General features: G+C 78.7%; 2 pseudogenes. Both read right to left on the bottom strand.

Features of this window, described 5'->3' with window-relative positions:
- Positions 1–479 (bottom strand): annotated as a pseudogene (locus AB0N76_RS39895) (hypothetical protein); the annotation flags it as partial.
- Positions 480–698: 219 nt separating this feature from the next.
- A pseudogene (locus AB0N76_RS39890) lies at positions 699–974 on the bottom strand (NTP transferase domain-containing protein); the annotation flags it as partial.
- Positions 975–1,054: the final 80 nt, after the last annotated feature.

Raw genomic sequence — 1,054 nt, 5'->3', positions numbered from 1 at the left:
CGCCGACGGGGCGGCCACGCCGTGGCGGCGCCGCCCGCCGGCGGGGCCGGGACCGGCGCGTCCAGCGAGTGGGCGGGGTGCGCCGGGTACGGGTGCGAGGCGCGCGGCCCGGGACCGGTGCCCAGCGGGCCGGCCGCCGTACCGCCGCCCAGCCGGGTCGTGCGGTCCACCGGCAGCCGCACGGTGGCCCCGCAGTTGCAGGTGAACTCGGGCTGCGGCCACTGGTCGGAGCGGCCGCAGTGCGGGCAGCGCATGCTCAGCCAGGAGTCCTCCCAGGACCGGAACCGCACCTGCACCGGCACGCCCCCGCGCAGCAGCGGCACCTTCAGCGAGGCTCCGCACGGGCAGGGCAGCGACGGTGGCTCGTACAGGTGCTCCCGTCGGCAGGCGGGGCAGCGGATCGCCCGGGCACCACCCGCCGCCCCCGGGCCGCGGCCGGCCGGGTCGTGTCCGGTGAAGTCGTCGGGCAGTCCGGCCATCGCGGGCACCGTCCGTTCGAATCGGGGGAGAAGGGACGTGTCCCATGCTCCCCGAAACCCGGGGGTCGCGGCGCGGAATGGGGCAATCCTCAGGGACGAATCAGGGGTGTGCGCTCGATGTCTCGACGGTGAGGAGGAGACGGGCCCACCCCTGTGGGGGACCTGCGGGCACCGGGGTCGAACGCGAGGGGACGTGTGCGGGCCGGTGCGGCGCGTGTGTCACCCCGCGTCCCAGCGGGCGAGGTCGGCGGGGGTGTCCAGATCGTCCGGGGCGGCGACGTCGGCGCACTCGACCAGCGTGAGTTCGTCGGCGTGCGCCGTCAGCAGCGCGCGGGCGCCCGCGTCCCCGCGCGCGCCCGCCACCGCCTCGGCGAAGAACCGGGCCCCGATCAGCACCGGGTGCCCGCGCCGCCCCCCGTACGCCGCCGCGGCCAGCTCGGCCCCCGCCCGGTGCGCGGCCAGCAGCCGGGCCACCGCGGCCGCGCTCACCCCCGGCTACGAGCCGACCCTGCCCGACCACCCCTCCCCCGTCCGGGGCGACGACCCGCCGACCATCGAGCTCGGCCCCCCGCTCC

Origin of the sequence: Kitasatospora sp. NPDC093806, assembly GCF_040683335.1 — a bacterium.
Taxonomy (GTDB): domain Bacteria; phylum Actinomycetota; class Actinomycetes; order Streptomycetales; family Streptomycetaceae; genus Kitasatospora.
Note: the sequence above shows the minus strand (reverse complement) of the source record. Positions and strands in the feature narration are given on the sequence as shown.